Genomic DNA, 24,517 nt, shown 5'->3' on the forward strand with positions numbered 1-24,517 from the left:
AAAACAGACAATAAATTAAGAATCAAAAAAATCACGTGGAAATACAAATTTACTTGAGTTAATCGACAGTCTCATTTTTCCGCCTATTTATTAACGTGGTGGGCAGTCAAACTGATTTCCTGATCGGTACTAGCGGAACCCCTTCATCTCAACTTGCGGGATTGTACGAGGGGAAAATTCTTCTAGTGATGAAAGCAGCTCCAGTTGATTGGAATGGAGGCGGCGATATCTGCGGGAACAGGAAATGGCTATTTGCGACGAAAGCGAAAGCGACAGGAGCACCGAGCGGAAGCAACCGGACTGAAAGAAGCGATGGAGAAGGCTGGAGCCATGCCCGCGAAACGCGTCCGCCGCAATGGAAATCAACGGCATTGAAGAAAAAGAGAGTACAGTTGCGAATTTTCGTTCCTGTACTCTCTCACTTGTACTTAAGAGTCTTTTTCAGTGCCCTCAAGCTTATTAGTCCTTTTTTCTGTTACATAACATTGCATAATGTTACAAATGTTACGAAAAAACCCTCATTTTGTTTAATTATTACATAATATAACGAATATATTTTAAGGGATAGGTTGAAATCCCTATTATTAATGGGTTTTTATTACGTGTTTATAAATCCCAATTTAGGGTAAGTGTAACTGTATTGTTACATAACTGTAATGTTACAAACTATATTCTCGTGTTAACCTAATAACAGTTAAGTTTTCAGAAAATTAATTGAGTTGTTGGAGGAACACGATGGATTACTTTAAATTAATACGCAATACGGTACTAACTTTGGCAGCAGCCTTCGTCATTTTCTTCGCACCGGTGAATGAAAACGAAGCTTCTGCAGAATCGGCTTACTCTGTTGAAGAGCTAAACAAAATCTCTTCTAAGTATTTAGGGGTTCGCTATGCATACGGCGGGACATCAGCAAGCGGTTTTGATTGCTCAGGCTATGTTCGTCACGTTTTTAAAGAATTAGGCATCACTTCATTAGATCGCACATCTTCAGGCATGTACAGCCAAGGCAAAGAAGTCAAGAAAAGCGACCTTGCGCCAGGAGATTTAGTATTTTTCAACACATCAGGCAAAAACATTTCCCATGTAGGGATTTACATCGGTTCAGGAAAATTCATCCACTCATCAACGAGCAAGGGTGTTATCAAAACAAGCATTAACGATAAATATTACTGGGGCAACAAATACGTAGGCGCAAAACGCATCGCCAACTTCTCATCAGCCGAAGCAATCGCGGCAACTGAAGATGACTCAGATGTAGACAACACTCCAGAAGCAGAATAATACATAGCATATACATACTACTACATACTGCAAATTCAAATCTCTCACCTTATTAAAATAGGTGGGGGATTTTTATTTTAGGGTGTTCGATATTAATTGGGGAGTGGCGCTTTATTAGGTACGGAAGTTTCTGCGTTAAATGACGAAAGGGAGCGCGGTTCTACTTTATGGGGGAAGAGTTCTACATTAGCGGCTGAAGTTTCTACATTGTGTCCAAAAGATTCTACATACTGCGCCAAAGATTCCACATTACCAGTGAAATGTTCTACATTATGCCTAAAAGCTTCCACATTAGGCGCATGCATAAGTGCATACATGGCAGATAAAACGACAATCTCCCTCTCAATCCCGCCACTCTAAGCTACATTAAAAAACACAGCACTTAGAAATCCAGTGCTGTGTGTAAATTGATTCTATTGAGGAACTCGAGCTGTCCAGCGTGAAAGGTCAATGCCTTTAACTGTCACTAATTCTTTCGGGAAAATGAAAGTCCAAGGTTTTGTCGTATTTGGCTGTACAGTTAATACAGGGTCTAATTTGAATGAGCCCTTTGCTACTACTACGCCGCGCGCATCGATAATTTCAAGAGGCAATTGCTCCAAGTTAATCGCTTTTTCATGCCCGTTGCGGATGAAGATGGAAGCATGCAAACTGGCGTCATTATTTAATTTTGCCTGCAATCCTGTGAAGTTGACTTCGGTTTTTCCTAGCTTCGGCAATGTTTTTACGATTTCCACAAGCTTCTCTTGCTGATCTTTAGGCAATTGCTTTTTCCATGTGTCATCCAAATCCAGTTGGTGTCCGCGCAATGATAATAAGTTGAATGAAATTTTCCAGCCTTCCTCAGGTGCCTCTTCTGCTGTAATGGAAGAAGCAGGGAATGTGAAAATCCATGGACGCGCGCTTTCGGCAGGGATGACACCAAGCTCTTTAAAATCAAAGTAATGTGAAGCTAAACGGTTATCGTCTTTATCCAAAATTAATAGCTCAATTTCGCCCAATTCGATTGCTTCCGATAATGAAGAGCGGAAAAACGCTTTTACATTCCATGAACCGTTTGCCGGCGAAGGCTCGATATTAATTGCCGATAATGATAATTGATTTGGTTTTAATGGCGCTAAATCATTTGCCAAGAAGTTGAATACATATTTTTGCTCCTGTGGTACATCCCATTCAGGATGGAAAGATAGTTTTGTGATGACATCGCGATTGGCATCTTTTTTTGATGTTTGTCCAGATGTTTTCACGACTGATGACGAATCAACGGCACTATCTTTACCCACTTTATCGCCCTTTTTAAATAAATCGAATAACCCCATGTTTTATTCCTCCACGTTCAACGTAATGTTTTTCATAAATGTTACAAGCTCTTCAACAATTTTGCGGCGAAGCTCCTGATAGTTTTTACCGAATAGCTCCAGGCCTTCTCGTTGATAAATTCGCATTGGATCTTCCTGCTGGTAATGACGTAAGCCGATCCCTTCTTTTAAGTGGGCCATTTGCTCTAAATGCTTTACCCACATATGATCGATGAAGCTTAGCATTACTTTCGGAATGACAGCCATAATTTGCTCGTTTTCCGCAAAGCTTTCGATAACCGCTTTTAATTGTTTAACTGGCGGGTCCATTGCATCCAATAAATTTTTCACTTTTGTTTCATCGCGGTTTACCGTTACAGGCTCGATGAATAGTGAATTGACGGTATGCTCCATTTTATCGAAATCCCATTCAATGACATCTTTATCTTCCGGGGCATTTTCGCGCACTGCAAAGTCCACTGTTTCATACATCATACGAACTAATAAAGGGATAATATCTTCATTTTTTAATACTTTGTCGCGTAAATCATATACAATTCGGCGTTGATCATTAATAACATCATCCAGTTTTAAATTGTATTCGCGCATAGAGAAGTGTGCACCTTCGACAATACGCTGTGTACGTTCGATAAGCTCTGTCACTTCTTTATTCTGAACAAGGCCAATATCATTTGTAGTCATTTTTTTGCGGAATTTTTCAACATCATCTTTTGCGAAACGCTTGAACATATCGTCTTCAATCGATAGGATGAATCGACTTTCGCCTAAATCTCCTTGACGACCGGAACGTCCGCGCAATTGGTTATCGACACGACGGCTTTCATGCTTTTCCGTACCGATGACAAATAGACCGCCCAGCTCCTCAACACCATCGCCCAACACGATATCCGTACCGCGCCCTGCCATGTTTGTTGCGACTGTAATACGATTTTTTTGACCAGCTTCCGAGATTAATTCAACCTCTTGCTCCACTGTCTTCGCGTTTAATAACTGGAATTCCAATCCGTATTTTTTCAGGAAACTTGCAACCTTTTCGGATTGTAAAATAGAAGTTGTTCCGATTAAGACCGGCTGCCCTTTTTCATGGCGACGTAAAGCTTCCTGTGCCACGTATTCGTATTTTTGCTCGGTCGTTTCGAATACGATATCGGGCTGGTCAAGACGGCGGCGCGGGCGATTCGTCGGAATTTGAATGACGCGCATGCCGTAAACTTCCAAAATCTCCTTTTCCTGAGTTTTTGCAGTACCCGTCATCCCTGACAATTTCGGATACATACGGAAGTAGTTTTGAATCGTTACTTGTGCCTGTGCTTTATTTTCTTCAGTGATTGTCACGCCTTCTTTCGCTTCAATCGCCTGGTGCAAACCGTCTGAAAGTGAACGGCCTTCCATAATGCGGCCGGTAAACATATCGACTAGCTCGATTTTGTCATCACGCACAATGTAATCCACGTCGCGCTCAAACATTACGTGTGCGCGCACAGCTTGAATGACATAGTGATACAATGTTTGGTGCTCTAAATCATATAAATTATCAACACCAAATGCAGCTTCAACCTTTTCGATTCCTTGATCTGTTAGGGAAGTCGCTTTCGTTTCATCATCGAAATCATAGTCTTCCTCGGCTTTGAAACGTTTTGCCAACATTGCGGCAATGCGGTGCAATTCTTCATTTGCCCCCATTTTACCTGCAATGATCAACGGCGTTTTCGCTTCGTCAATCAATACGGAATCCACTTCGTCGATAATGGCGAAGTGGTATGGACGCTGCACTTTATCGCCAATCGTATGTGCCATATTATCACGCAGGTAGTCAAAACCGAATTCAGTTCCGACACCATATGTAATATCCGCATTATAGGCTTCTTTTTTATCGGCCGGTTCCATCATCGGTACGTTCAGTCCGACTGTCAAGCCTAAGAAGCGGTGAATTTGCCCGATCAATTCAAAGTCGCGTTTTGCCAAATAATCATTAACCGTAATTACGTGAACTCCTTTGCCTTCCAATGCCCGAACGTAAGAAGGGAGCGAGGCAACCAATGTTTTACCTTCACCTGTAGGCATTTCGGCAATATTGCCTTCTGTTAATACAAGTCCGCCGATTAATTGCACATCAAAATGGCGCATGTTCAACACACGTTTTGAAGCTTCACGAACGACAGCAAATGCATCAGGGATAATGTCGACAAGCTGTTCGCCGTTTTCCAAGCGTTCTTTAAATGTAAATGTCATATTCCGAAGCTCTTCGTCTGACATAGGACTATATGTTGCTTCGAGTTTGTTAATTTGCTCTACAGTTTTGTAGTATCTTTTTAGCTCTCGAGCACTTGTTTGCTCTTTACTGCGTTTGAAAATTGAGAACATCATTTTACTCTCCTTTAAAATTGGCTACTTTAATATAGTAGACACTCAATTATTTTATCAAATTTTGCTTCGAATGACTACTGAACATAAGGGAAATCATAGGAATAATAGAAATAAAATGGTTTGTTTTGGAATGAGGCATGATATTTTTTTGATAATAATTGGTTTCTCATGTTAAAAAAGAATGAAGTAGAATAATGATAGTTGTACAGTCTATACTGGCTATTCATATAGTTGACGTAATTATAGCTATATTTTATGAAATGTTCATGCTATACTTATCATGAATAAAAATGTAGAGTCATTAATGAAACTTCAAATGCTACGATTAAATGTAATGTTTGATACTACAAAAATTAAGGAGGAGAGACATGATTTACGTGTCTTTAATCGTGGCTTTTATTGCGGCCATTATACTTACTCCGCTTGTGAAGCGATTAGCGTTCCGTCTTGGCGCTGTAGATGCCCCGAACTACCGTAAAGTGCATGCGCGCATAATGCCGAGACTAGGTGGCTTAGCTATTTTTGGCGCGTTTATGATTGGGATTTTACTATTAAAGTTTGTCACGAATTTCCAAAGTGATTATTTATATGCGATTTTAATTGCTGCGACAATTATCGTAGCTACAGGTATTATTGATGATATGCGTGAAATTTCCGCAAAGGCTAAATTGGTCGGCCAAATTATTGCTGCCTGCATCGTCGTATTTGGCGGCGGTATTCAAATCGACAATATTAACTTGCCATTCGGCGGGGAACTGGAATTTGGATGGCTAGGGATTCCTTTTACAATTATCTGGATTGTCGGAATTACAAATGCCATCAACTTAATCGATGGCCTTGACGGACTTGCCGCAGGTGTATCAACAATTGCTTTAATGACATTGGCTGTAATGGCGATGCTCATGCACAATGGAATCGTAATTGCGATGGCCGCAATATTGGCTGCCGCGACGATCGGTTTCCTGTTTTTCAACTTCCATCCCGCGAAAATTTTCATGGGGGATACAGGTGCGCTGTTTTTAGGGTTTATGATTGCGGTGCTTTCACTTTTAGGTTTTAAAAACATAGCGGTTATTTCATTCGTTATTCCAGTTATTATGCTTGGTGTGCCGATTTCCGATACATTCTTTGCCATTGTGCGTCGTCTGCGCAGCGGGCAGAAATGGTCAGATCCGGATAAATCCCATCTGCATCACCGTTTATTAGATTTAGGCTTCTCGCATCGCCAAACAGTGATGATCATTTATGCGATGGCCGCAATGTTCGGTCTCGCCGCCATCATCTTCTCAATGGCAAAAGTGTGGGGCGCAATTTTACTCATTGCAGTCATTCTAGTGGCAATTGAGCTATTCGTGGAAATTATCGGCCTCGCCGGCAAAAACTATAAACCATTGCTCAATTTAGTGAGGATATTCAATAAATGAAAAGATCGAAACAAGTAAATGGCGTTCTGCTGTTTACTTGTTTTTTTTGGATAATAATTTGCTGGAAGAGACTTCGGAATGAGGGCGTTGTGCCGAGTAATTGAAAAGCGTCTTTTTTATTAGCCGATTAGATGAAGGAAGTAGAATCTCTTGTGCTGAAAGTGGAAGCTATGGCATGGAAAGTGGAACTTGATACAAAGGAAAGTAGAAGATTTTGCGGAAAAAGTAGAACTTGATGCAAGGAAAGTAGAAAACGCGCCATTTTTCGCCGACTCATTGCGGAATGTAGAAGCTAAAGCTTGAAATGTGGAATCTTTCGCTTAAAAAGTAGAACTTAGTGCAAGAGAAGTAGAAGATTTTCCGCCAAAAGTAGAACTTGATGCAAGGAAAGTAGAAAACGCGCCCTTTTCCGCTGACTCATTGCAGAAAGTAGAACGATTGCCTCGGAATGTGGAAGCTTTTGCCTGAAAAGTAGAACTTGATACAAAGGAAGTAGAAGATTTTGCGCCAAAAGTAGAACTTGATGCAAGGAAAGTAGAAGAATTTGCGCCAAAAGTAGAACTTAACTCAAAGAAAGTAGAAAACGCGCCATATTTCCGCCGACTCATTGCAGAAAGTAGAAACTTTGCCTTGGAAAGTGGAAGCTTCAGCAGTGAAAGTAGAAACTTTGCCTTGGAAAGTGGAAGCTTCAGCAGTGAAAGTAGAAGCTTTAGCCTGAAATGTAGAATCTTTTGCATAAAAAGTAGAACAGTTTACCGGAGAAGGAGAAGCCGCCTTTGAAATATCAAATGGCAGAAACTTCTGTCTTAAAATTCCGCGAAAAAAACAACCCCCGCTTAATTTGCGGAGGTTGGCTGTTGTTATTGTGTATCGGTATTTGATTTTGTTGTGTACGCTGAGTTGGACTGGGAGTTAGTGCCTGAAATGTTTGTTGATTCAGGAGTGAGCCCTAAATGACTTTGCAAAATATGCTTTACTTCGTCGAGAGCTTCTTCATCCAATTTGTAATAGTACACCCCTGTCGACATATCATCATATCCTTCTAACGTTAACGTATCGATACGGGGCATGCCGCTTGTTAAATAGCTGAAGAAAGATTTCATTTCGGAGAACGACATGTCCGTCTTCATATTATTGCCGACTGCCGAGAGAATATCATCGTACTTCGTAATGGATGTAAATGATGCGGCTTTTGTAGCGATTGCTTTAATGATTTCTTGTTGGCGTTTACCACGTTCGATGTCACTATCTTGCTTACGAGTCCGGGCAAGAGCAAGAGCTTCGCGGCCATTCAAAGTTTGCAAACCAGGTTTCAAGCTTACAGTGTTGCGGTCAAATTCATCTTTTTCTAGCATAGTGTATGGTACTTCTGCTTCAATGCCGCCTAATGCATCGACAATATCGATAAATGCATTGAAGTTTACACGTACATAATAATCAATCGGAATATCGAATAATTCTTCCACTGTTTCAATGGAAGCAAGTGTGCCACCACGGGCATGGGCGTGATTGATTTTATCGTTGTAACCGATATGCGGGATGTACACATATGAGTCACGCGGGATGCTGAGTAATTTAACCGTTTTTGTTTTGTTGTTTAATGTAGCAAGCAAAAGAGCGTCTGTACGGGAGTTATCTGCACCTTGTCCACGCGTGTCGCTATCGTCAACACCTAAAATTAAAACAGATACATTATCTTGTTCGGGCTCAACTTTTACTTCTCTTTTTTCAGGAATTATACGTTCCTCGATGACCTCATATGCATTATTTGCGGCGTGTTCGGCTTGCTTCGTCAAATAGACGCCATATGCAGTCGCACAAATTGCCAACGACAAAGTTAGAAGCATCGTCACTTTGAGAAATAATTTGAATTTCGAAGAGCCTTTCTTTTTATTATTTCTTATTTTCATAAAGATTCTCCTCTAGGTTAGGGATAGGTTGCTATATTTAATATGAATATTATAATTAGTTTGCAATCTTGCTTATTATACTACTATCTACTTTTGTCGTAAAGTGACCGATAGCAAACTATAGTACGGACAGCATTATTCCTTCAAAAATTCGATAAAAAGCGCGTCTTCGTTTGTTATGATGGCTTGTCCGTTTGTCAATTCGGTAATCCACTTAATAAATGTTTGCTCCTCTTCCTTTAAAGCGTACACATAAATATCCACATTTTCCCCATATTGAATATCACGCAATGTGTAGTGTGAGCTGCGAATCTCATTTTCTATTTTCCCCAACCACACATAATCAATCGCGATTTTCATCAAATAATGTAATTTTCGCTCGACTACTTGGGCAGCAGCGATTCCTTCAGTCGTCGCCTTGCCATAAGCGCGTATCAAGCCGCCACCGCCAAGCTTGATCCCGCCAAAATATCGTGTAACGACAACAACTGTATCCTTCAAACCTTGTTTTTTCAAAACTTCTAACATAGGGACGCCCGCAGTGCCGCTTGGTTCCCCGTCATCATTCGCTTTTTGGATCTGGTCATGCTCGCCAATCATATAGCATGAGCAATTATGGGTAGCAGATGCATGCATTTTTTTTATTTTATCTATAAAAAGCAATGCCTCTTCTTCTGATTCCGCCCGATCTATATAAGTAAGAAAGCGTGACTTTGATAGGATAATTTCTGATTCTCCATAACCTTTGACAGTAATATAGTTATTTCTCATTATCAATTCTCCTCATTTTTACATTTAATGTCTGATTTTGTGGTTATAATATATCTTAAAAAGTGATTAAATAATGCTATAATATGTATGTACTATATTAGTAGTAAATTGGACAAAAAGATAGAAGTAGTTCACATTCTGACTAAGTAAGGTGTGGGAAAAGTGCTTGAAAATAATCAAATAGATATCGCCTCGCTTGATGTGATTTTTAATCGAATGTTGGAAACTATTACAAATTCAAAAGATGATATATTTATTATAAGTGAACAAAGTCGCAGAAGTTTTGAAGACATGCAACAAGAATTGGAAGTTGTTCGTCAAGAAATTAAGATTACTATCGATGAAAGTGACAACTTGGAAAAATTATTGCAGTTATCAAGACATCGGTTAGTAGTGGTAAGTAAAAATTTTAACGATCATTCCGAAGAACAAATTCGTGCAGCTTATGAAAATACAAGTAATTTACAATTGAAAGTTTCCCTTTGTCGAGAGCGCGAGAAACAATTAAGAGATAAGCGTGACGATTTAGAAAGACGTTTACGTGCACTTTATGATACGATTGAAAGAGCAGATCATATAGTGAACCAAGTAAATGTTGTCATTAGTTTTTTGACGACCGATTTAAAGCATGTCGGTGCAGCATTGGAACAAGCAAAAATAAAGCAAGATTTTGGGATTCGTATTATTGCTGCCCAAGAAGAGGAACGAAAACGTTTATCGCGTGAAATTCATGATGGACCTGCGCAAATGATGGCGAATGTGCTCATGCGTTCGAATCTGATCGACCGTATTTTCCGGGAAAAGGGAGCCGACGCCGCATTAAAAGAAATTAGTGACTTGAAAATCAGTGTTCGTAATGCATTATCCGAAGTACGCCGCATCATTTATGATTTACGACCTATGGCACTCGATGATTTAGGAATTGGTCCTACATTGAAAAAGTATTTATCTACTATTATGGAATATAATCCTAGTGTCGATATTCAGTTTGTATCCTACAATAATGAACGCCGAATTCCTACAGATTATGAGGTTGCAATTTTCCGTTTAGTGCAGGAAAGTGTAAACAATGCGTTGAAACATGGAAATTCCAGCCAAATTATTGTAAAACTTGAGTGGTTATGTGACGAAATAAATGTTGTCGTGAAAGATAATGGGGCAGGATTCAATACAGAAAGCATTCGGGAAGGATCTTTCGGTATCATTGGAATGAGAGAAAGAATTGATTTACTAAAAGGCACTATGAAAATTAGCAGTGTCATTGGTAAAGGGACGACGGTTTTAATGAAAATCCCAATACCAGCAGAAGAGGAAGAATTTTTATAAATAGAATTTCAGGGGGTCTTAAAATGACGAAAATTATTATTGTAGATGATCATCAATTATTCCGTGAAGGGGTAAAACGTATTTTAGATTTTGAAGATACATTTGAGGTTGTTGCAGAAGGCGATGACGGGACAGATGTATTAAGCTTATATGAAGATAACAAGCCGGATGTCGTATTGATGGATATTAATATGCCGGGCAAAAACGGTGTGGAAGCGACAGCCGATTTAATCGCGGAATATCCAGATGCGAAAGTAATGGTTTTATCAATTCATGACGATGAATCATATGTGACACATGCATTAAAATCAGGGGCTCTTGGCTATATGCTGAAGGAAATGGATGCAGACGAAATTGTTGAAGCGATCAAAGTCGTATCAAATGGCGGCTCATACTTACATCCGAAAGTAACAAAGAATTTAGTGGCGGAATTCCGTCGCTTATCAGAGCACGAAAACAAAGGCAATTTCCACCAAACGGAAATCCGCCGTCCATTCCACTTACTAACAAAGCGTGAATGCGAAGTGCTCCAACTATTAACGGATGGCCAGTCAAACCGTACAATCGGCGAGACTTTATACATTTCAGAAAAAACGGTTAAAAACCACGTATCCAGCATTCTGCAAAAAATGAACGTAAACGACCGTACACAAGCAGTCGTAACGGCAATCAAAAACGGCTGGGTAGAAGTACGCTAATAACATATAAACGAGAGAACAGAGATGCGATTATCAAGCGTCTCTGTTTTTTTTTTTGAGATTAAAATGAAGGAAGCGGCAGATTTTAGTCAAACTACGCAGGAAAGTAGAATGCCCAGTTGCGAAAATGGAATGCCTTGGTGCTAAAGTGGAATATCTTGGCGAGGAAGTGGAATAAAGCACGGGGAAAGTAGAACATCTTGGCAAGAAAGTAGAAGATGGCGCGTGAAAAGTAGAACCCCTGTAGCCGAAAGTAGAACATCGTGCATGAAAAGTAGAACAATTTCCGTCAAAAGTAGAAAATTTCAGCCGGAAAGTGGAAGTACCGCCGCTCCCTAGGCGAAATTAGAACTCCCAACTCCCGTGGGCGAAAGTAGAACATCGCCTGCCGAAAGTAGAACTCCCGGGCACGAAAGTAGAACATCGCGCGTGAAAAGTAGAACAATTTCCGTCAAAAGTAGAAAATTTCATCCGGAAAGTGGAAGTACCGCCGCTCCTCAGGCGAAATTAGAACTTCCATGGGCGAAAGTAGAACATCGCCTGCCGAAAGTAGAACTTCCGAGCACGAAAGTAGAACAATTCTCGAAATAAGTAGAAAGTTTCCGGTGAAAAGTAAAAGCGAGAGCAGTTATGAGCCGAAGTATGCAGGAAAGTAGAACGCATCGTTGCGAAAGTGGAATACCTTGGCCTGGAAGTGGAACAAAGCACTGTGAAAGTAGAACAATTCCCTAGAGAAGTAGAAAGTCTGCGATGAAAAGTAGAAGCATTCCCATAAAAATTAGAAACGAGAACGCTTTGGCCTTTATAATATGCGATTCTAGCAATAACCAAGTTTTCCTTTACAATTTATTCCGTGAAACATCTGTGAACAAGTTTCGTCATTATGTTTTGTAGATAGTTGAAGAATCATTCGAGTCATCGAATTTTCAATAGTTGTGTGCTAAAATGTTTTGCAGGAGGTTGTAAAGATATGAAAAAATGGTTAATAGCTGCCATGGCGATGTTTGTGCTTGCAGCTTGTGGGGACAAAAAAGACGAATCACCGGAAAATTTGCAAAAAACGATTGATGATGGAACGGTAGGTTTTGAAATTTTAGGTGAAACGATTCAAGAAGCTGCAAATGTCCCAGAAGATGAAAAAAATAATATTATATCCGCATTTGATGAATATATTGCTGCCTTTAATGAAAAAGATTTAGAACGTTATAAAAATATTATTTCAAAAAATGCTAAAGGCTTTAATTATGAAGAAGATGTCCAAGCTGTTTCAGAGGTATTTGATCAATATGATGTAAGACGTACTGCTGAAGACATAACGATTGTAAAATATAGTGAAGAGGAAGCACAGGTATTTTCCAATTTAAAGACAGAAACGAAAGAAATTGAAACGGGTGCTGAACTTTCGGGGGCGGGCCGACAAGTAACGGTATTCGTGAATGAAGATGACTGGAAAGTTTCAAGCATTTATTATATTGGCAGTGAATAAAAAATGAATTTATATAAAAGAGGAAAAAACGTCTTAGGCAAATAAAAGCTAAGATGTTTTTTTGGTATAATAATAATTTTTTATGGCGGGAAGTTCCTTTCAACAAAGGCAATTTTTCGTTCACAATTACATAGAGTTCATGTAAACTAAGGAGCATAGGAGAGTGGGAGTAATGAAAACAGCAATTATTACAGACAGTACAGCCTATTTAACGCTGGAAGAACGTAAAGCGTATAATGTTCATATGATTCCTTTAAGCGTTAATATTGAAGGAACATTTTACGATGAAGAAATTGATATTACAGCTTCGGAATTTTATGATCGAGTGCGCGGTGCAAAGGAATTTCCAAAAACAACCCAGCCTTCAATCGGAAAATTTGTCGAGCTTTTTGAAACATTAGCAAAAGACTATGATGAAATTGTAACGATCCATCTATCAAGCGGCATTAGCGGAACTTTCCAAGGAGCGGTGCAGGCAAGCGATATGGTAGAGGGGACAAAAATATACGCATTTGATTCGGAAGTTGCAGCATATTTACAAGGAATGTATGTAAAGGAAGCAGCGAAACTAGCTTTGGAAGGCGCATCGGGCGAACAAATTATGGCGCACTTGAATGAAATGAAGCATACGATGAATGAGTATATTATTGTAGACGATTTACAACATTTACAACGGGGCGGTCGACTATCAGCAGCCGCTGCGTTAATTGGCGGTCTTTTACAGGTCAAACCGATTTTGACGTTTCAGGATAAAGTAATCGTGCCGTTTGAAAAAATTCGTACACGCAAAAAAGCACTGCGTCGAGTGGAAGAGCAATTAGCTTCGTCTGTCGAAACATACGGTGCACTTCAAGCGACGGTTATTCACGCCAACTGTGAGGAAGAAGCACGCGAATGGATGGATTCATTAGCGGCCGCTTATCCAACAGTCGATTTCACGTTAAGCTACTTCGGTCCAGTAGTCGGCACGCATTTAGGCGAAGGCGCCATAGCAATGGGCTGGATGAAAAAGTAATCAATTTATGCAAAACAGTCACTACTTAGTTTACGGGTAGCGGCTGTTTTTTTTCTTCTATACAGAAAATAAGTGGGAGTTAGAAGTGCTGGGGGAGGAAGTAGAACACCCAGCCGAGAAAGTAGAAGCTTTAGGGCAGAAAGTAGAACACAGCATCCGAAAAGTAGAACATTTCAAGTGAAAAGTAGAACATCCCGCCCGGAAAGTAGAATCCCGGGGAAAAAGTAGAACACCCAGCCGAGAAAGTAGAAGCTTTAGGGCAGAAAGTAGAACACTCCGCCCGAAAAGTAGAACAATTCAAGTGAAAAGTAGAACATCCCGACCGGAAAGTAGAACCGCGGGGAAAAGTAGAACATCCAGCCGAGAAAGTAGAAGCTTTAGGGCGGAAAGTAGAACACAGCCCCCGTAAAGTAGAACAATTCAAGTGAAAAGTAGAACCCCCCGCCCAAAAAGTAAAACCGCGGGAAAAAGTAAAACATCCAGCCGGGAAAGTAGAAGCTTTAGGGCAGAAAGTAGAACACAGCCCCCGAAAAGTAGAACAATTCAAGAGAAAAGTAGAATCCCTCGCCCGAAAAAGCAGAACCCCCCGCCCGAAAATCCCAATTCCCATTCCATTTCTCTCATTTCATCTCCCCCAATACCGACCCAAAACCAATTAAAGGAGCGAAACTTATGTCCACAGCAATCAAAAATCGGTACCTCATTTCCAAAGTACACAAACACACAAGCTACACTGGATTTCTCGTCGAACCTGCTATTGAAAATTTCTTCGCGGGCCGAATTTGGTCACGCCTCAACACACCTTTCCCGCAGCCGAAAATCGAAGCTTATATAAAAAGAGGTTATTTCGAAATAATGCCGGCCGTATCCACACAACCGAAGCTTGTTTGTCGGCGATGTCTCAATGAGCAGCATCAAAAATTCATAGCCTTCCCCTGTGCGAGGTGCAGGAAAATATGCCATTATTGCCGCCATTGCATTATGATGGGGCGCATGTGCAGCTGTGATCAATTGATTAAATGGAAAGCTAAAGAAACCGGTCCCCAAAAAAGAAAATCCACAATTGACTTTACGTGGACAGGCAAGCTCACCCCTCACCAGCAAAAAGCGGCCGATGAGCTGGCGGCGAGCATTGAACAAAATCGCAACCATCTTGTCCATGCGGTATGCGGGGCAGGAAAAACAGAAATACTTTTTGCCGCGATATACCATTCATTAAAAGCGGGGAAAAGAGTATGTGTCGCAACACCGAGAACTGACGTTGTGCTTGAGCTTTACCCACGCTTCCAGCAAGTGTTTCAGCATATTGCAATCCATGCGCTTTATGGAGGGGCGCAAAATGACCTCCAGTTTGCGCAGCTTGTTCTTGTGACGACACATCAGCTTTATCGGTTTGAAAAGGCGTTTGATGTCATGATTGTCGATGAAGCAGATGCATTTCCCTATACATTCGACGAGGCATTGCAGCGAGCAGTAGTTAAAGCGAAAAAAGATGGTGCCCCCATCGCATTTGTTACAGCCACCCCTTCGACGAAACTGATCATCCAGCAGAAAAAGGAAAATTGGGGCTACTCCTTTATCGCACGCAGATTCCATGGCTATGTATTGCCTGTACCGAGATTTCAATCGCTTTGGAATTACGAAAAAGCGCTGCGCAAACAGAAGATTCCCATAAAACTCGAAAAATGGGTTAAACAAAGGCTTCACCATAATGAGCCATTCCTCATCTTTTTTCCGACAATCGAATTAATGGAACAGGCAGCACCGCAGTTTCAGAAAATAGAAGAAACAATTGAAAGCGTCCATTCCGAAGATCCTGATAGGAAAGAAAAAGTGTTGCAGCTGCGCAACGAAGAAAGAAAAGGTTTATTGACGACAACGATTTTGGAGCGCGGCATTACGATAAAAAATGTTCAAGTTGCGGTAGTTGGCGCTGAAAGTCCGATTTTTAACGCGAGTGCGCTCATTCAAATTAGCGGTAGAGTGGGGCGGAATATGAAGTTTCCGGCAGGTGATATTGTACTTTTCCATCACGGCATTACAGTTGAAATGGATACGGCCCGCAAAAAAATAATGGAGATGAATCACTATGAATAAACCCATTATGCACTGCCTGCTATGCGAGCGCGAACTTCAGCATACTATCGGCTGGAAAGAGCTGCTCAGCAAAACATTGCCGCAAACAATTTGCCCCCGCTGCGAACAGCGCTTTCAACGAATCGACCAGCAACAAGAAGATTGGGTTATGTCTTTATACTATTATAATGAAGCGATGAAGGATTTTTTGCACCGATATAAATTCCTGCATGATGTTATACTCGCGAATGCCTTCAATAAAATACTCCATGAGCAGCTGAAAAATGAAAAACGGCTAATTATCCCGATACCGATGCATCCCGAAAGTTTGAGTGTAAGAACTTTTGCTCATATCGACGAATTATTGAAGGCTGCCGATATTCCGTTTGCACATCATCTTGTAAAGCTTTCCAATGAGCAGCAATCGCTGAAAACGCGGGAGCAAAGACTGCAAACATCACAGTTATTCGCAGTGACAGGGCAAGATGAAATTAAAGATAAAAACTTGCTCATAATGGACGATATTTATACAACAGGCACTACATTGAAGCATGCGAAAAAAGCGCTACTTCAGGCAGGCGCAAAAACTGTCCGCGGATTTACATTAATTCACGGGTAAAACGGAATTATATTTAAAGAGTTTTGAAAGTTGTCAATGAAAAAGATGCTGCATTATGTATAATTAAATAAGAAGAATTTGGATGAGAAAAGGAGGGGCAAAAATGGCTGAATTAAGAAATTGCCCGGTATGCCAAGAGTTTTTCAATTACACTGGCTTGAGGGAAGTATGCCATAACTGTGCGCAAAAAGAAGAGGATATGTATCAAGTGGTGTACCGCTTTTTGCGTAAACGCGAAAACCGCGCAGCGAATGTCGACCGTATTGTGGAAGCGACAGGGGTTGACCGTGAGATGTTGTATAAATGGGTGCGAAAAGGAAGATTGCATCCGGCTGTATTCCCGAGTCTCGGCTATCCATGCGATAACTGCGGGCATTTGACGAACAAAGGGAAGCTATGCGAAAAATGCCAACATGAGCTGAAGGCAGATTTACGGACATTTGAAGCAGCGAAGGATTTCCGAGAAGACATAGAACGTCGCGGCCGTGGAACATATCTTTCGGAAAAACGATAAAATGCCAAAAACGAAGTCGTATGAATTGGGCTTCGTTTTTGTTTTGTATAAAATAGATGAAGGAACATTCAACATAGGCATTGTTTTTTTAAAGAAGGCATAAACAATTTAATGAAGCAGTCGAAATATAAAGTAGACAAAGGTTTTATTTGAGGGGAGGTCTATGAACATGAAGATTAATCCAATAGGTTTGCAAGCGATCAATTCTTATAATAAGCAAGCCCGTCCTGTAAAAAATGCAGATGCTCAAAAATCATTCGCAGATCAAATCGAAATTTCATCGAAAGCAAAAGAAATGCAGGCAAATTCAAGCTTTGCCAATGAACGTGCCGAGCGTATGAAAAAGATTAAAGAAGACATTGATTCCGGCACATACAAAGTAGACGCAAAACAGGTTGCGGAAGACATGCTGAAATACTATCGCGGCTAAGAGAAGAAATTTTTAAAGTAAGGGAGCGCTTGAATACATGTCAATTGCGAACATTGTCGCCACGCTGGAGAAGCTAGAGAAAATGCACAAAAGTCTGCTGGAGCTAGCACTTGCGAAAACGGATTACATTAAGCAAGGTGATATGGAAAAGCTTGATCAGCTCATAAAAAATGAACAAGCACATGTAGCGGCGATTAATACACTTGAGCAACAGCGTCAGTCGATGGTAACGGATTACCTCCGAGCAAAAGGAATTGCTCTCACTGACACGCCATCTGTTGCCGATGTGATAAATGCTGCTGAAAACAGTGAATCCAAAGAAGCGCTGGCAAACGTGCGCGAGCGTTTAGTCACATTGCTGAATCAGCTGAAAATGCAAAATGATTTAAATCAGAAGATGGTATTCAATTCACTCCAATTCATCAATATTACATTGGATGCTATGCGCCCGCAGCGTACAGAACAATTCAACTATTCGGGTGCCGAAATACGCGGCAGTTCGGAAATTGCAAAACGATCTTTCAATGATTTCAAAGCCTAATCGCATGTAAGTTTCCGCATGCAGCGGGAGCGGTACATGCGTTTTTTTATGAAAAAGCCATTTAAAATAATATCTATTACAAGGAGGCCATTTCATGCGCTCAACATTCATGGGACTTGAAGCAAGTAAGCGTGGTCTATTCACGCAGCAATCGGCTCTATACACAACAGGCCACAATATTTCAAATGCCAATACACTGGGCTATACCCGCCAACGCGTCAATATGGAAACAACACCGGGATTCCCTGGATCAGGCTTAAACTCTCCAACAACTGCCGGCCACATCGGCACAGGTGTACAAGCGCATTCCGTGCAGCGTATGCGCGATGAATTCGTGGACCGCCAATACCGTCAAGAGACGAATAAATTAGGCTACTGGCAATCGACGACAAAATCAATCTCCCAGATGGAAGATATTATGTCCGAGCCTTCCGAATTCGGGCTTAATCAGGCATTCACTGAATTTTGGAAGTCGATGGAAGACGTAATCTCTGACCCGAAAGATACGGCTGCCCGCCAAGTAATGATTTCAAAAGGGCAATCTTTAGCGGAATCGTTCAACTATATGGACACACAGCTCAAGCAGATCCAAGGCAATATCGGAAATGAGATTAATGTTGTTACAGACAAAGTGAACAGCCTTCTCAAACAAATTGCCGACATCAACAAGCAGATCCAGGCAGTAGAGCCGAATGGTTATATGCCAAACGACCTTTATGATGCACGTGATGTTTTGCTTGATGAGCTAAATGATATTATTCCTGTTTCGGTTTCCTATGAGAAATCAGGCGGTAATGCACTTGCGATTGCTGAAGGCAGTATGACGATTACGTATAAGGATGCGAATGGCAATTCAATAGATTTAGTACGCGGAAAAGAGTATGGGAGTTTAGCGTCAGTAGGACCAGAATTGGATGCTGCAGGTAATCCAGTTCTTGACGGGGCAGGCAATCCAGTTTATAAAAAAATCGATGGTGACGTAGACAATCCACAAACAGCCGGCTATTCACCGTTTTCGCATATTGTAATGACCAGTGTACCTATTAAAACACCAAATCCATTATACAATCCGAATGCGATAGATCCTAATCATACTGATTATGATCCGAATTATAATGTACCGGAATTTGTTTACCCACGAAATGAAGAAAACGTGAGTCATAACGCACTTGAATCAAGTAAAGGCAGATTAGCTGCATTGTTTGATGCATACGGCTATGAAGATGGGGCAGGCAATGTGAAGGGAATTTACCCTGAAATGCTGCAAAAAATTGATGATCTAGCAAAAGAGATTATTGACCAATTTAATTCCCACCATAAAGATGGAGCCGATTTGACAGGACTTCAAGGAGTAGACTTTTTCGGGGGAACTACTGCTAGAGACATGAAGGTGGCAATTACTGATCCTAAACAGGTTGCTGCAGCAGGCGGGCTTGAACCAATCATCGATCCAGCTACGAATACCCAAGCAATTGATCCTGTAACAGGATTACCAATGTTTAAGCCTGAAGACGGAAACAATAAAAATATCCGGGCGCTTGCCGCATTGCAATCAGCTGTGTTAGGTAATTTGCAGGGCGGAACATTCCAATCATTCTACAAATCGCTAATTGGAGACCTTGGTGTAAAAGGGAAGCAGGCGGCAACTTTAGAATTCAACTCAACAACAATCCGTCTCCAAATCGAAAACAATCGTGCGTCCCACAATTCCGTTTCGCTGGATGAAGAGATGACAAATATGATTACTTTCCAGCAAGCATACAATGCCAATGCACGCATGATCACAGTAATCGATGAAACACTGGACAAAATCATCAACGGCATGGGCCGCGTAGGTTTATAATATAAAACATACTAGAAAGAAGGGAATAGTACGATGCGTGTAACACAATCAATGCTCTCTAGTAATATGCTGCGTAACTTAAATACGAGCTATAATAAAATGGCGAAATACCAGGAACAGCTGAATTCAGGCAGTATCATCAGCCGACCATCCGACGACCCGGTAGTGGCAGTAAAAGGGATGGGCTATCGAATCGATTTAGATAAGAATGAGCAATACCAAAGAAATATGAATCAAGCCCATTCATGGCTGGACGGTACAGATGAAGCTTTAGATCAAGTAGGGACTTCGTTTATTCGTGTAAAAGAATTAATTATTCAAGCAGCAAATGATACGAATACTCCAGAAGATCGCCAAAAAATCAATGAAGAGATTTCGCAGATCAAACAGCATCTTCAGGATTTAGCGAATACAAAAGTCGGAGAGAATTATATATTCTCGGGAACGAATACGAGCAGTCCCCTTTTTAAAAGCGATGGCACGATTCAAACGACAGCTGATTTACCAGGCTTGGGAAAATCGATTGAGGTCAATGTTTTCGATGGAATATCAATGCCGATTAATATTGAAGGTGCAGAAGTATTCGGGGAAATCAATACCTTTATGAATGAGCTTGAGACTCTTTTAAAAAATGGGGCCACAGGTGAGCAAATTGGGAATGCACTAGGTGTGGACTTTACAGCAGGCGGTAATCCAAATATTCCGGGACTTGACTCGTTAAATGAAAAAGTACTAGTAAAACGTGCGGAAGTGGGCGCAAAGCAAAATCGTGTCGAATTAATGGAAGAACGACTAAAATCGCAAGAAGTGAACGTTACGAAGCAAATGTCCTTAAACGAAGATACGGACTATGCAAAAACGATTACAGAAATGGTAACAACCGAATCCATCCACCAAGCAGCACTTTCTGTAGGTGCTAAAATCATCCAGCAGACGTTAGTAGATTTCATCCGTTAATATTTAATAACTAAGCGTTTGGACATGTTCCAAGCGCTTTTATTCTAAAGGGAGGGACAAGGATGCGATTCCCGCAAATTCAAATAGCAAAAACCGATATTCAAATGGACTACACGATTACAAAGCCATTTCAGCGAATCCAACAGCCACAAGCCGATTTAAGCATATCCCAGCCAGCCGCAACTGTCGAAATTAATACGACAAATGCGCGTCTTGACATTAATATGGATCAAATGTGGCGCGATTTAGGGCTCAAACCAATCGGTGAAGTCATTAAAGAATACGCGCAAATGGGACGCCAGGAAATGATGAAGGGAATGTCACGACGGATGGGCGAAGGGCGCCAAATCATGATGAGCGCGGGGAAAGACCAAGGACGGTCGATTATCCAAAATATCGCCAAACAAAATCATGGTCCCGAACGCCCGGGTCCATACAATATTAAGTTCATCCCGTCCATCGGCTCAGTAAAAGTGAATATAACGCCAGGAACTACAGACGTCAATATCGAGCGCAATGAACCGAAAATTGACGTAAAGGTGAACAAGCCGCAAATGGACTTCACTTATGGAAAAGTAAGTGGCAAAATGATCGTAAGGCCGGATGTGCAAATTGATGTAATCGGCTAAAAGGAGCGGACCAAATGAACATTCAAACGAAATTTTTAGGCGAAGTGGAAATCGAGCAATCAGAAATCATTACATTCGAAAATGGTTTACCAGGCTTTCAGGAATATACGAAATATATCCTTTTAGGCTTGGACGCAGATTTACCGATCGCTTTATTGCAATCGACGGAAGATGGGCAAATCGGCTTTGTAGTCGGCTACCCATTTGCGTTTAAACAAGATTATGCATTCGATTTAAGTGAAGAAGATAAAGAACAGCTGCAATTGGAAGAAGAAAGCGAAGTTGCTACATATACTGTCATTACATTAAAGGAAAATTTCCCGGACTCTACTATTAACCTGCTTGCGCCAATTGTTATCAATACGAAACAAAAGCTCGGAAAGCAGATCGTCCTGCACGATAGCGAAAAATACCCGTTGCGTTATGAAATCGCTATAGCTAAAGGAAGTGGAAAATAGATGCTAGTCCTATCTCGAAAAAAAGGCGAGACGATCATGATTGGCGATCAAATCGAAGTGAAAGTAATTTCGGTTGAAGGTGATCAAGTAAAACTCGGCATCGTCGCTCCAAAATCTGTAAAAGTACACCGGTCGGAAGTTTTTGAAGCGATTCAGCAGCAGAATAAAGAAGCGCTGGCTAGTTCGATTGATGCGCTGAAGCAGTTTAAATTAAAAAAATAATATGAAGCCAAGTTATCTAATATGATTTTAGATAATTTGGCTTTTTCTGATGCCTTTTCACTATGGATATCCTTTGATATGTTAGAACCTGATAAAGAAGTGTATAGTAAAGGATAAATAAACCAATATCTATAGTTAAAGCACTTCAAATTTGGAATCGAACGGTTATTAAATCATAAAATCAGAAAGTTAGAGTATTATAAAATTAGAACATTACGATATTATAAAATCACAAAGTTAATAATACGTTTAATTAAAAGGGGTAGGCAAAATGAGTAAATTAAATGCAATGCATATTCACAGCTTTCGTGGATTAACAGATGTATCTTTAAATAACTTTTCCGCAATTAATTTATTTGTTGGCGAAAACAATGCGGGAAAAACGTCTTTGTTAGAAGCCGTTTATTTGATTGCAAATTATTCGACAAAGCAAGGTTTTTTGAAATTGGCAAGAATGCGTGAACAACATTTTAATCCCTTGATAAGGGCTACTTCTACTGAGGAGCTGATTTCGTGGCTTTTTAGTGAAACTGTAAAACCAATCGAGATCGGTTATGAATGGCATAAAAAAGAGCACTATATTTCGTGTTCATTATCGGAAGAAGAGTTTATTTTAGTGCAAAGTGGCTATGATGACGAGATGGAAATTTTAGATGCTGATGAACAGATTGTTAAAAATCAAATCATTACAATATATGAAGACGAAAATAAACATGGTCAGCCTATCGAACATCATCTTGTTAATACGAGTGATAAGCAGTTCGAAACAATAAAAAAACAAGAAAATTTATTTGACTGTCATTTTATTTCGGCAATCGATCATCGTAGTGCACCCTTATCGCCTTATTTAATTGATGACCTTGTAAAAGATGGGGAAAGACCACTATTAATAGAAGCATTACGTCAATTTGATTCGAAAATTAACGGAATTGAACTATTAATGTCCAAGGATCGAAACCGACGTAGACCAGTGCCTTATATTCAGCATGAAACTCTTGGTCTAGTGCCAGTGTCGATGTTTGGGGACGGTGTGAGAAAAGCGCTCGTTATTGCTTCCCAAGTAATAAGGTTTAAAGGTGGCGTTATTTTGATTGACGAAATCGAAACGGGCATTCATACAAAGTTGATTCCTGTATTTTTTTCATGGCTAACGGAAATTTGTAAAGAGCATAATGTGCAACTTTTTGCCACTACACATAGTTTAGAGGCGCTGGATGGGATGTTAAAGGCAAATGCGGAAAATACAGAGCATCTATCAGTGTATCGTATGGGGATGGCGAATGATAAAAGCCAAATAAAGTATTTTTCGGGCGAGAATTTAAAAGTATTGAGATATGAGCTTGGACAGGATGTGCGCTAAATGAAGAAATATTATTATTTAATTGTCGAAGGTGTCCATGATACGGCTGCTATCGGCCGCTTTTTAAAAGAAAAAAATATAGTTCTTCAACGAAATATTGAACAGATCGATCCTTATTGGGAAAGACTAATTCCCAGAAGCTTTCCTTTTAAAGGTGATTTATTAAAGCGAATGCCAGTCCCGGTATTTTACAGCAATGATGAATATAGTATTGCGATCCAAGCTGCAGAGGGAGATTCCGGCATTCCGAAAGCATTCAATAGTCTCTTGAACCTGGAATATGAACAACTGGCAGGTGTTGCTGTTTTTTGTGATGCTGATACAAAAACAGCACAAGAGGCTTTTGATAATCTGCTAGTTCAGCTAAAAGAGGAAGTGGATGAAGACTATCACCCTCTTTTCGACAATGCTATAATTGGAAAAGTCTCAGAACAAATTCCGGCATTTGGAATATATGTGTTTCCGGATAATATGAATACTGGAACGCTGGAAAATCTTCTATTAGAAGGCGGAAAAATCGCTTATCCTGACTTACTAGCAAATGCTCAGATTTATGTTGACAGCATATCTGAACGATATCGCCGTCGAAATTGGACCATCTCCAGTAAAGAAAAAGTTTTATTTGGGGTGATGGCTAACGCATTAAGACCCGGAAAAGCAAATCAAGTATCAATTCAGGATAATAAGTGGATTAGTAATTTAACTGTTGCTTCCACCAGTCAAAATGAATTAAGAAGTTTTATGGCAGATTTATTGAAGTAAACGAGAATTATAGAATTCCCTCAAATTAAAAAGGTCATACGTAAACGTTTATTACGTAGGGCTTTTTAGTATGCAAGACTATACTTTTCTATACTGGAATTGTGAAATCGGTTTTTATATTTATTATATTTTCGATTGTGGTTTTATTAATTTCCTGCACAATTGCTACTGTATTTGATGTCGATACAATTATAGGCATAAAACATTATGCTAACTGTTATTGAGCTAAATCTAGCCATATAGTAATATCAGTTAAAACGATAAACGATTTTTACTATAGTTTGAGCCAAGTTGATCCGCTATGTGCAAAAAGTTCACATGAAGGTATAAGAGGATTTTTTTATATAAAATTATTTAAGCCCATTTTTAAAATACAAAAATGGCGATTTGCCGAAATGGATATAGTGCTTATTTATAAATAAGTGCTCTTCGGTGTTTGTCAATATAGTTGTCGCATCAAGCTACTTAACTTTTCTATCAAAATCAAAATCTGTTCTATTAAAATC

At 40.2% G+C, this 24,517-nt stretch carries 24 protein-coding genes; 19 read left to right on the plus strand and 5 right to left on the minus strand.

Features of this window, described 5'->3' with window-relative positions:
* Positions 1-185 precede the first annotated feature (185 nt).
* Both ACTHOQ_RS17350 and ACTHOQ_RS17355 read left to right on the plus strand, forming a co-directional pair.
* The gene (locus tag ACTHOQ_RS17350; protein ID WP_440497400.1) at positions 186-542 is read left to right on the plus strand and encodes a hypothetical protein; all 357 of its coding nucleotides are present in this window, start codon (positions 186-188) and stop codon (positions 540-542) included.
* 193 nt (positions 543-735) lie between these two features.
* Complete coding sequence (locus ACTHOQ_RS17355; RefSeq protein ID WP_440497401.1) at positions 736-1,284, plus strand: C40 family peptidase; 549 nt, start codon at positions 736-738, stop codon at positions 1,282-1,284.
* Positions 1,285-1,697: 413 nt separating this feature from the next.
* Here the strand turns inward: ACTHOQ_RS17355 and ACTHOQ_RS17360 are convergent, their stop codons facing one another.
* Positions 1,698-2,603 (minus strand): accessory Sec system S-layer assembly protein, encoded by a 906-nt coding sequence (locus ACTHOQ_RS17360; RefSeq protein WP_440497402.1) that lies wholly within the window; start codon positions 2,601-2,603, stop codon positions 1,698-1,700.
* A 3-nt stretch (positions 2,604-2,606) separates the two neighbouring features.
* Positions 2,607-4,967: an accessory Sec system translocase SecA2 gene (secA2, locus tag ACTHOQ_RS17365; RefSeq protein ID WP_440497423.1), complete on the minus strand. Its 2,361-nt coding sequence runs from the start codon at positions 4,965-4,967 to the stop codon at positions 2,607-2,609.
* A 371-nt stretch (positions 4,968-5,338) separates the two neighbouring features.
* Here secA2 and ACTHOQ_RS17370 point away from each other — a divergent pair, with 371 nt between their 5' ends.
* Positions 5,339-6,394 (plus strand): glycosyltransferase family 4 protein, encoded by a 1,056-nt coding sequence (locus tag ACTHOQ_RS17370; protein WP_440497403.1) that lies wholly within the window; start codon positions 5,339-5,341, stop codon positions 6,392-6,394.
* Between the two features lie 320 nt (positions 6,395-6,714).
* On the opposite strand, the gene ACTHOQ_RS17375 is transcribed toward ACTHOQ_RS17370, so the two are convergent.
* The 3 genes from ACTHOQ_RS17375 to ACTHOQ_RS17385 form a co-directional block, all read right to left on the minus strand.
* Complete coding sequence (locus tag ACTHOQ_RS17375) at positions 6,715-7,131, minus strand: hypothetical protein (protein ID WP_440497404.1); 417 nt, start codon at positions 7,129-7,131, stop codon at positions 6,715-6,717.
* Between the two features lie 123 nt (positions 7,132-7,254).
* Positions 7,255-8,304 (minus strand): LCP family protein, encoded by a 1,050-nt coding sequence (locus tag ACTHOQ_RS17380; protein WP_440497405.1) that lies wholly within the window; start codon positions 8,302-8,304, stop codon positions 7,255-7,257.
* A gap of 135 nt (positions 8,305-8,439) precedes the next feature.
* Positions 8,440-9,075 (minus strand): YigZ family protein, encoded by a 636-nt coding sequence (locus tag ACTHOQ_RS17385; protein ID WP_440497406.1) that lies wholly within the window; start codon positions 9,073-9,075, stop codon positions 8,440-8,442.
* Between the two features lie 162 nt (positions 9,076-9,237).
* Between ACTHOQ_RS17385 and ACTHOQ_RS17390 the strand changes: the two genes are divergently transcribed.
* The 16 genes from ACTHOQ_RS17390 (at position 9,238) to ACTHOQ_RS17465 (ending at position 24,011) form a co-directional block, all read left to right on the plus strand.
* Entirely contained in the window at positions 9,238-10,401 is a 1,164-nt protein-coding gene (locus ACTHOQ_RS17390; protein WP_440497407.1) for a sensor histidine kinase, read from the plus strand.
* Positions 10,402-10,424: 23 nt separating this feature from the next.
* Positions 10,425-11,099, plus strand: a complete 675-nt coding sequence (locus ACTHOQ_RS17395) for a response regulator transcription factor (RefSeq protein WP_440497408.1) — start codon at positions 10,425-10,427, stop codon at positions 11,097-11,099.
* Between the two features lie 970 nt (positions 11,100-12,069).
* Positions 12,070-12,585, plus strand: a complete 516-nt coding sequence (locus ACTHOQ_RS17400) for a nuclear transport factor 2 family protein (protein WP_440497409.1) — start codon at positions 12,070-12,072, stop codon at positions 12,583-12,585.
* A 172-nt stretch (positions 12,586-12,757) separates the two neighbouring features.
* Positions 12,758-13,600 (plus strand): DegV family protein, encoded by an 843-nt coding sequence (locus ACTHOQ_RS17405; protein WP_440497410.1) that lies wholly within the window; start codon positions 12,758-12,760, stop codon positions 13,598-13,600.
* A gap of 756 nt (positions 13,601-14,356) precedes the next feature.
* The gene (locus tag ACTHOQ_RS17410; protein WP_502229924.1) at positions 14,357-15,697 is read left to right on the plus strand and encodes an ATP-dependent helicase ComFA; all 1,341 of its coding nucleotides are present in this window, start codon (positions 14,357-14,359) and stop codon (positions 15,695-15,697) included.
* Complete coding sequence (locus ACTHOQ_RS17415; protein WP_440497412.1) at positions 15,690-16,295, plus strand: ComF family protein; 606 nt, start codon at positions 15,690-15,692, stop codon at positions 16,293-16,295. Before ACTHOQ_RS17410 ends, ACTHOQ_RS17415 begins: the two co-directional genes overlap by 8 nt.
* A 103-nt stretch (positions 16,296-16,398) precedes the next feature.
* On the plus strand, positions 16,399-16,809 hold the full coding sequence (locus ACTHOQ_RS17420) for a TIGR03826 family flagellar region protein (protein ID WP_440497413.1): 411 nt from the start codon (positions 16,399-16,401) through the stop codon (positions 16,807-16,809).
* Positions 16,810-16,978: 169 nt separating this feature from the next.
* Entirely contained in the window at positions 16,979-17,239 is a 261-nt protein-coding gene (flgM, locus tag ACTHOQ_RS17425) for a flagellar biosynthesis anti-sigma factor FlgM (protein ID WP_440497414.1), read from the plus strand.
* A 37-nt stretch (positions 17,240-17,276) separates the two neighbouring features.
* Positions 17,277-17,780, plus strand: a complete 504-nt coding sequence (locus ACTHOQ_RS17430) for a flagellar protein FlgN (protein ID WP_440497415.1) — start codon at positions 17,277-17,279, stop codon at positions 17,778-17,780.
* 94 nt (positions 17,781-17,874) lie between these two features.
* Positions 17,875-19,623, plus strand: coding sequence for a flagellar hook-associated protein FlgK (gene flgK, locus ACTHOQ_RS17435; protein WP_440497416.1), 1,749 nt, complete (start codon positions 17,875-17,877; stop codon positions 19,621-19,623).
* Between the two features lie 33 nt (positions 19,624-19,656).
* On the plus strand, positions 19,657-20,580 hold the full coding sequence (gene flgL / locus ACTHOQ_RS17440; protein ID WP_440497417.1) for a flagellar hook-associated protein FlgL: 924 nt from the start codon (positions 19,657-19,659) through the stop codon (positions 20,578-20,580).
* Positions 20,581-20,642: 62 nt separating this feature from the next.
* Positions 20,643-21,209: a DUF6470 family protein gene (locus tag ACTHOQ_RS17445; protein ID WP_440497418.1), complete on the plus strand. Its 567-nt coding sequence runs from the start codon at positions 20,643-20,645 to the stop codon at positions 21,207-21,209.
* A gap of 14 nt (positions 21,210-21,223) precedes the next feature.
* A complete protein-coding gene (gene fliW / locus ACTHOQ_RS17450) occupies positions 21,224-21,667 on the plus strand; it encodes a flagellar assembly protein FliW (RefSeq protein WP_440497419.1) in 444 nt (147 codons plus the stop codon).
* Positions 21,668-21,889, plus strand: coding sequence for a carbon storage regulator CsrA (gene csrA / locus ACTHOQ_RS17455; RefSeq protein ID WP_440497420.1), 222 nt, complete (start codon positions 21,668-21,670; stop codon positions 21,887-21,889).
* Positions 21,890-22,160: 271 nt separating this feature from the next.
* Complete coding sequence (locus tag ACTHOQ_RS17460; RefSeq protein WP_440497421.1) at positions 22,161-23,249, plus strand: AAA family ATPase; 1,089 nt, start codon at positions 22,161-22,163, stop codon at positions 23,247-23,249.
* On the plus strand, positions 23,250-24,011 hold the full coding sequence (locus ACTHOQ_RS17465; RefSeq protein WP_440497422.1) for a DUF3226 domain-containing protein: 762 nt from the start codon (positions 23,250-23,252) through the stop codon (positions 24,009-24,011).
* Positions 24,012-24,517: the final 506 nt, after the last annotated feature.

The sequence above is a fragment of the Solibacillus silvestris genome, from assembly GCF_051967575.1.
Taxonomy (GTDB): domain Bacteria; phylum Bacillota; class Bacilli; order Bacillales_A; family Planococcaceae; genus Solibacillus; species Solibacillus silvestris_B.